This window comes from Streptomyces sp. NPDC043427 (assembly GCF_056436655.1).
This window is the reverse complement of sequence record NZ_JBWKCC010000001.1, coordinates 826670-834242: the sequence shown is the minus strand read 5'-3', so window position 1 is coordinate 834242 and position 7573 is coordinate 826670. Positions and strand designations below refer to the sequence as shown.

Annotated in this window: 5 protein-coding genes and 2 pseudogenes; 2 read left to right on the top strand and 5 right to left on the bottom strand. The window is 69.4% G+C overall.

The window, feature by feature from the left end:
* Nucleotides 1–538: 538 nt before the first annotated feature.
* Nucleotides 539–668, bottom strand: a pseudogene (locus tag AC067M_RS03820) (IS630 family transposase); the annotation flags it as partial.
* Here AC067M_RS03820 and AC067M_RS03815 point away from each other — a divergent pair.
* Nucleotides 656–781 (top strand): annotated as a pseudogene (locus tag AC067M_RS03815) (IS630 family transposase); the annotation flags it as partial. The pseudogenes AC067M_RS03820 and AC067M_RS03815 overlap by 13 nt on opposite strands.
* Nucleotides 782–1046: 265 nt before the next feature.
* Here the strand turns inward: AC067M_RS03815 and AC067M_RS03810 are convergent.
* Nucleotides 1047–1637 carry a DUF4760 domain-containing protein gene (locus AC067M_RS03810; protein ID WP_478695323.1) on the bottom strand — a complete coding sequence of 197 codons (591 nt, stop codon included), beginning with the start codon at nt 1635–1637 and terminating at the stop codon, nt 1047–1049.
* A gap of 319 nt (nt 1638–1956) precedes the next feature.
* Nucleotides 1957–3402 (bottom strand): MFS transporter, encoded by a 1446-nt coding sequence (locus tag AC067M_RS03805; RefSeq protein ID WP_478695322.1) that lies wholly within the window; start codon nt 3400–3402, stop codon nt 1957–1959.
* A gap of 65 nt (nt 3403–3467) precedes the next feature.
* Between AC067M_RS03805 and dusB the strand changes: the two genes are divergently transcribed.
* Nucleotides 3468–4610: a tRNA dihydrouridine synthase DusB gene (dusB, locus tag AC067M_RS03800; protein WP_478695321.1), complete on the top strand. Its 1143-nt coding sequence runs from the start codon at nt 3468–3470 to the stop codon at nt 4608–4610.
* A gap of 109 nt (nt 4611–4719) precedes the next feature.
* Here the strand turns inward: dusB and AC067M_RS03795 are convergent, their stop codons facing one another.
* Nucleotides 4720–5178 carry a MarR family winged helix-turn-helix transcriptional regulator gene (locus AC067M_RS03795; RefSeq protein WP_478695364.1) on the bottom strand — a complete coding sequence of 153 codons (459 nt, stop codon included), beginning with the start codon at nt 5176–5178 and terminating at the stop codon, nt 4720–4722.
* Between the two features lie 131 nt (nt 5179–5309).
* Nucleotides 5310–7421, bottom strand: a complete 2112-nt coding sequence (locus AC067M_RS03790) for an LTA synthase family protein (RefSeq protein WP_478695320.1) — start codon at nt 7419–7421, stop codon at nt 5310–5312.
* Nucleotides 7422–7573 lie beyond the last annotated feature (152 nt).

Below are 7573 nucleotides of genomic sequence, written 5' to 3'. Positions count from 1 at the left end.
TGGAAGGCGGGGACACCGCTCCGCCTGTCGATGCGGTACTCCACGGCCACCACTCCCCTCCACCATCATTCCACTACTCGATTAGTGGAATGATGGTGGAGGGGAGTGACGGCAGTTGTCAACAGGGACCGCGCCCTGCGCTGCCAGGCGCTTGGCCCGCCGACGGTCGAAGGGTGAGCTTGGCAACACGCGATGAGTTCTGTCGTCTCATGCCGTCTATGGGAGGGGACGGTGCGTCGAGCGGGTGCAACCTCCGCCCCGCCAGCACCACAGGGAGTCCTCCGTGAGACCTGAGTTCACCCGCCGCACGGTCCTCGGCTTGATCGCCGGCTCGGCCGCCGCGACCGTCACCGGCGTCTCGGCCGGTACCGCCCGCGCCGCCGTGCCCGCGTCACCCGGCGTGACCTACACCAACACCATCGCCGAGCAGCGGGCCGACCCGCACATCACCGTCGAGGGGATATGGGCGCACGTCAAGCGCAGCCTGGCCAACCTCGCCGTGGTGGACGCCGTCGATCAGCGCGATGAAGTCGCGCTCGCCCATGTCCCGCCACAGCTGGTGCCACTGGTAGGCCGATTCCAGGCTCGCCCTTCTGCTCGAACAGCTCGGCTGCCTGCATGCGTACCGTTTCCCGGCGCTGCCGCCCCGCAGCGGGTCGCCCTGAACCGACTCGAAGCCCTCGTACGCAACCGGCTCAAGCGCCTGCAGTACCGGCCCGACACCCTCGACGGCTTCATAGCCGGCACCGGCCTGGCCCTCGACGATCCAGAGTCACCCTGACGAGCCGAAGTCAGTAGCGGCTGGGGTTACGTCGTGCCTTGGGCACTCAGCGCGAGCGGATGCCGGAGGGCGACACGCCCGTCCCCGACGGCCCGGACCGCGCCCTGAACCCCTTCCAGCAGCCTGGTGGGGCCAGTGCGCCGGCGCATCAGGGCCCTCGGCGCTGTCGAACCTCTCTTCACCGAGACCCGGTTGGACAGCACGTAGCAAGCCCAACGGGCCGCAGTGGGCGAGGCTTGGGAATGGGTTCCCGTGGCCGCTGGCGCTACTCCGCCGCCGGGGGCGGGACGCGCGCCGCGGTCAGCTGCCGCAGGGCGGCGCGGCGGCGCAGCACGGCCCTGCGGCGCCACCAGGTGCGCTGGGTCGGGCTGACGTGCATCAGTCGGTCGATGATGTCGTGCGGCATGTGCTGTGCGTCATGCGCGAAGTCCTCCAGACCGCGCAGCAGATACCGCCCGTTGGTACCCATGACCTCGCGCTCGCGAAGCACGAACGGCGCGACCGCCTCCCACACCTTGACCACCCGAATCCGCAGCAGCGCCACCATCTCGTCGTCCACGATGTCGGCCAGCCGCAGCACCGCGATGTTCTGGTAGTAGTACACGATGTCGTACACCTGGCGGCGCACGTCGTCCGGCAGCCCGGAAAGGCCCAGTGCCGGGTCGTGCTCGGCGAGCAACCGCTGCGTCACGAACCAGTAGCGGTCGTGGAACTCCACCGAGCGGAAGTCCGCGAGCAGGTCGACGTACGCCGGTAACTGGTTGCTCCGGCGCTGCAGACCGGCTTGCGAGACGGCCGAATACAACGTGACCAGCAGCGCCACCACCGACAGCCCGGTGGCCACGAGATTGAACACCACGACTCCGTCCCCTCCCCTGGTCCACCTGCCCCAAGCAGCCCGCCTCCCCTCATTGTGTCCCGTAACGGGCGAACGCGCGGGCAAGTCCCGCAAACCTGACGAAGTACTACTTGGCGTTCGGCAATACCTTCCACGACAAGCCCAACGTGCCACCAAACGAAACGACGTCCTGGATGTATTGACCCGCAGGGTTGTTCACGCGGGTGATGGGTGGCTTGCCTCCGAGTGCGCTGTGTTCCTCAGTGCTTTGCGGCACGGCGAACTCCGTTCTGCGGCAACACCAAGACGTACCCGTCCCGCGGGGCCCCGGATCCGCCTACGCGCTGACCCCCGCCGCCTCCCGCACCTCCGCCGACTCCAGGCGCTCCGCCGTCCGTTCGGCGGTGCGCCTGGCCCACGGCCCCGTCGTCACCGCGCCCAGCACCAGGACCGCCAAGCCGCAGCCCGTGAGGATCCACCAGCCGGGCGTCGCGGCGGAGACGAAGGTGGAACGGTACGAGGAGGAGCCCACGCCCGCCGCCAGCACCGCCCCGATCACCGCCACGCCGAGGGTCTGGCCGAGTTGGCGGCTGGTGGAGGCGACGGCGGCGGCGACGCCGGCCTGGGTGCGGGGCATGCCGGAGACGGCGGTGTTGGTGATGGGGGCGTTGACGAAGCCGAAGCCGATGCCGAAGAGGACGTAGCCGAGGAAGAGGGTGGTGTTGGAGGTCTCGGCGTCGAAGGCGGCGAAGAGGACGCCACTGGTGGTCATGGCCAAGCCGGCGATGACCAGCGGCAGGCGCGGGCCCCTGCTGCCGACCAGGCGGCCGGAGAGGGGTGCGCACAGGAAGGTGGGGGCCGCCATGGGGAGCATCCACAGGCCGGCGTGCAGGGCGTCCAGGCCGCGGACGTTCTGGAGGTACAGGGTGGAGAGGAACAGGAATCCGCCCAGTGCCGCGAACGCGCTGATCGCTATCACTGTCGCCCCGCTGAACGGCGCCGAGCGGAAGAAGCGCAGGTCGATGAGGGGTTCGGTGCGGCGGGGCTCGTACCGGACCAGTCCCGCGAGGGCCACGAGGGCGATCGCTGCGTACGGCGCGATCGACCCGAACCCCGCGTTCGGCGCCTCGATGATCGCGTACGTCAGGGAGCCGAAGAGGGCGATCACCAGGAGCTGGCCCACCGGGTCCGGACGGCGGGCCTTCGGGGCTCGGGACTCCGGGACGTAGTGGAGGGTGAGGAGGAGCGCCGCCAGGCCCACCGGCAGGTTGATCCAGAAGATGGAGCGCCAGCCGACCGACTCCACGAGCAGGCCGCCCACCAGCGGGCCCGCTGCCATCGAGATGCCCACCACCGCGCCCCACACCCCGATCGCCCTCGCGCGCTCGCGCGGGCCCGTGAAGGTGTTGGTGATGATCGACATGGCGACCGGGTTGAGCATCGAGCCGCCGACCGCCTGCACCATCCGGGCCGCGATCAGCAGCTCCAGGTTCGGCGCCAGGGAGCACAACAGGGAACCCGCCGAGAACACGACCAGGCCCGCCATGAAGACCTTCCGGCGGCCGATCCGGTCGGCCGTCGAACCCGCGAGCATCAGGAGCGACGCCAGTACGAGGGTGTAGGCGTCGATGGTCCACTGCAGGCCCGACGTCGACGCGTCCAGGTCGCGCTGCATGGACGGCAGGGCGACGTTCAGGACCGTGTTGTCCAGGCTCACGATCAGCAGGCTCGTGCAGCAGATCAGGAGGACCAGCAGGCGTCGGCGTGGGCTGAGCTCGGGCATGATCTCAATAGTACGCCTAACTAATGAATTTCGCCGTACCCCGTCCGGTACGTGAGAATGGGGGAATGCCCACGACCGCCTCGCCCCTGCAGATCGGCCCGCACACCGTCCAGCCGCCCGTGGTCCTGGCCCCCATGGCCGGGATCACCAACGCCCCCTTCCGCACCCTGTGCCGGGAGTTCAGCGGCGGCAAGGGCCTGTTCGTGAGCGAGATGATCACCACTCGGGCGCTGGTCGAGCGCAACGAGAAGACCATGCAGCTCATTCACTTCGACGCGAGTGAGCGGCCGCGGTCCATCCAGCTCTACGGCGTCGACCCGGCCACCGTCGGCAAGGCCGTCCGCATGATCGCGGAGGAGGACCTCGCCGACCACATCGACCTGAACTTCGGCTGCCCGGTGCCGAAGGTCACCAGGAAGGGCGGCGGGTCGGCCCTCCCCTACAAGCGGAACCTGCTGCGGGCGATCCTGCGCGAGGCCGTCAGCGGCGCCGGAGACCTGCCCGTCACGATGAAGATGCGCAAGGGCATCGACGACGACCACATCACCTACCTCGACGCCGGCCGTATCGCCGTCGAGGAGGGCGTCACCTCCATCGCGCTGCACGGCCGTACCGCCGCCCAGCACTACGGCGGCACCGCCGACTGGGACGCGATCGCCCGGCTGAAGGAGCACGTGCCGGAGATCCCCGTGCTCGGCAACGGCGACATCTGGTCGGCGGAGGACGCGCTGCGGATGGTGCGGGAGACCGGGTGCGACGGAGTGGTCGTGGGGCGTGGGTGCCTGGGGCGGCCGTGGCTGTTCTCCGACCTGGTGGCCGCCTTCGAGGGGCGGCACGACGACATCGCGCGGCCCACCCTCCGTGAGGTCGCCGACGTCATGGTCCGGCACGCCACGCTGCTCGGGGAGTGGATCGGGGACGAGGCACGCGGAGTCATCGACTTCCGTAAGCACGTCGCCTGGTACCTCAAGGGCTTCGCCGTCGGCTCCGAGATGCGCAAGCGGCTCGCGATCACGTCCTCGCTGGAGGAACTCCGCGCCGGCCTCGACGAACTCGACCTCGACCAGCCCTGGCCCGTCGGCGCGGACGGGCCCCGGGGCCGTACGTCGGGCAACAACCGTGTGGTGCTGCCGGACGGCTGGCTGAAGGACCCGTACGACTGCGCGGGCGTCAGCGAGGACGCGGAGCTGGACACCTCGGGGGGCTGACAGGGACAGCAGCCAGGAGTGGCCGGCCAAGGACAGCGCCTGGGGCCTCTCGTTTGGATCATGCCGGGCTCGCGGGGTCCCTGATCCGGCCTGATCCAAACGAAAGACCCTAGTGGTGCCAGGCACGTCCTCCTGTGTTGTGGATGAATCGCTGCAGCACCTTGAGGGTGGTCAGGTACTCCTCGTCGGAGATGTCCGCGTGGCGTTCCGCCCACAGCTCGTCCTGGAGAGCCGCGGCCCTGTCGTAGAACGCCCTGCCTTCCGCCGTTGTGCTCAGGCGTCCTTCGGCGTCCTCGGCGATCCAGCCCTGGGCGATGGTCCGGTCGATCTCCGACTCCATGGCTTCCGGGCCCGTGTCGAGGTAGTTCCGGAGGAGGCTGGACACCTCGCCGCGCGTTTTCACGGTATCGGCGCGTGCGACCTGTGCGAGGACCCACCACTGCGGCTGAGTGGTACCGATCTCGGCGAGAGCGGTTCGCGTACGGGTCACGACGGCTTTGTAGGCCGCCCAGCTCCAGTACCCGATGGGCTGCTGGACGAGTGCGGCGTCGCTGTGCGAGTACTCCACGGTCGGTCCCTTCATCCTGGCCTGTGTGGGGTGGACGGGACCGACCCTAAAAGCTCAACCTGACTTGAGGTCAAAGCGCTCGGGCGGGGCTGCGTCGTTCCTGGTCCTCGGTCTGCCGGGCCTCGGTCTGCCTAGTCCTTGGTCGGGTGTGGAGTCGATCCGTACGCCGTCAGGAAGCGGTCGCGGAAGAGGTTCATCTTCCACACCGGCGCGTCCGTGGCGGGGCGCAGGCCGTCCGTCCAGTTCCAGTCGGCGATCTTGTCGAGGACCTTCGGGTCCTTGGCGACGATCGAGATGGGCACGTCACGGCTGGCGTGGTCGCCGCTGACCCGGGCGATCGGCTGGTGGTCTCCGAGGAAGACGAGGACGGTGTCGTCGGTGCCGTAGCGCTGAAGGAACTGGGTGAGGCTGGTCACCGAGTACTGGATCGACTTGCCGTACTCCTCCTTCGACTTGTCGCTGTCGGCGATGACGTCCGCCGCCTTGTTGCCCGCCTTCTCGATGTCCTGGAAGACCGAGCCGTCGCCGAGCTCGTCCCAGCCCACCATCTTCGGGATCGGCCCCCAGGGCTGGTGGCTGGAGGTCAGGATGATCTCCGACATCAGCGGCTTGTCGCGCTTCTTGCCGTGCTCCAGCCGCTGGAACGCCTCCAGCGCGTACTGGTCCGGCATCGTCGACCAGCTGAACTTCGGTCCCTTGTAGCCCATCTGGAAGGCGTTGTAGACCTTGTCGAGGCCGTACCACTTCGACTCCGGCCAGCCCTTCTGCACACCGGGCATGACGCCGACGGTGTCCCAGGCGCCGGTCTTCTGGAACGCCTTGGTGAGGGTGAGGTGATCGCCCGCGGTGACCGTGCGGTAGCGGCTCTGGTTGTCGATCCACAGGCCCGACAGGGTGGTGGAGTGGCCCAGCCAGCTGCTGCCGCCGTACGTCGCCGACGTAAGCCAGCCGCTCTTGGCGTGGAAGCCGGACTTGGCGAGCGCCTCGGTGCTGGAGGCGAGGGTGCTGTCGACGCCGGGTGCCATGATCGGGTCCTCGATGGCGCTGCGGCCGTAGCTCTCGATGAACGTGAAGATGACGTCCTTGCCGCGCAGGTCCGGCACGAGCTGGTCGGCGGGGGTGGCGCCGAACGCGTCCGCCCTCGCCTCCTTCGCGAACGCCCGCTCGTCCCGGATGGTCTCGCGCACCCGGTTCAGGCGGTCCTTGGCCATCGCGACGGTGTGCTCGGAGGCCACCGGTACGCCGGAGACCTGGACGCCGAGGGTCGCGCACGTCATCCAGGTCGCGCTGAGGATCAGCAGACCGCGGGTGGAGCGAGCGGTGTTCCGGCCGAGGACGGTGCTGACCCGGACGACCGCCAGCGCCATCAGGGCGAGGAGTACGACGATCAGCGCTACGACGCCTACGGCGGCCAGCAGAGCGACGGTGCCGCCCATCGTGTCCGCGAGGTACGACTGGGCGTCGTCCAGCAACTGCCAGTCGAGGATCACGTTGAAGCCGCGGCCCAGGTACTCGTTGAAGCCCATGTCCGCCAGGTTCAGCACGGTCAGGACACCCAGCAGGATCCCGCCGAGCGCCGCCGTGACCACCCGCGCCCGCCGCGGCAACGCCACCAGTACGGCCGCCCCGAGCAGCCCCTCCACCGGAATCCGCATGAACTCCACGAGCTGGAGCTTCTCCATACGGTTCGGCATCACCAGGGCGGCGAGCACGAGGAGGACGGCGAGGGCCGTGACGGCGAGGGTGAGGACCCGGGAGGCCTGCGGGTGCCGGGCACGCCAGCCACGCCAGATGCGGAGGCGGCGGAGGCGGGGGGTGCGGCGAGTGGGGGGCGTGGCGGTCGTGGGGGTGGGGGCTTCGGCGGGGGTGGCAGGTTCGGCGAGGGGGTCGGTGGCCTCGGTGGCCTTGGCGATCTCGGTTGCCTCGGTGACCTCATTGACCTTGGCTGCCTCGGCCATACCGGCTGCCTCAGCGACCTCGGCTGCCTCAGCGACCTCGGTGTCCTCGACGGCGTCGGCCTGCTCGCCGGGTTCGTCCGCGTCCGCGGCCTCCGCCTCAGTGAGCCGGGGCCCCGGCTCGTCCCGTGAGGTGCTCTCCGCCGACTCGGTGTCCTGGGACTCCGTGTTCTGGGCTTCGGCCCCTTCTCCCACGGTCGGTTCGAGCTCCCCTTCTGAGGGGGACGCCTCGGGCTCGGCCATCCCGGCCGAGCCCGGTGACTGGCGCGTGCTCGTGTGCTGAGGCAACGGAGGTCCTTCCGTGCGAGACCCGTGACGGTACGGCGGGCCCCCATGAGGGAACTGGGCCCGCCATCATCCCGTACGGTCCGCTCCCCACGCCCGTTCACAGCTCACGGCAAACACCCGGCAAACGCCTCGTCAACCAACCAAAGGGCAAC

Excerpts from the sequence above, each read along its gene's own strand:
- AC067M_RS03805 (WP_478695322.1), bottom strand. The coding sequence starts at position 3,402 with ATGCCCGAGCTCAGCCCACGCCGACGCCTGCTGGTCCTCCTGATCTGC.
- dusB (WP_478695321.1), top strand. The coding sequence starts at position 3,468 with ATGCCCACGACCGCCTCGCCCCTGCAGATCGGCCCGCACACCGTCCAG.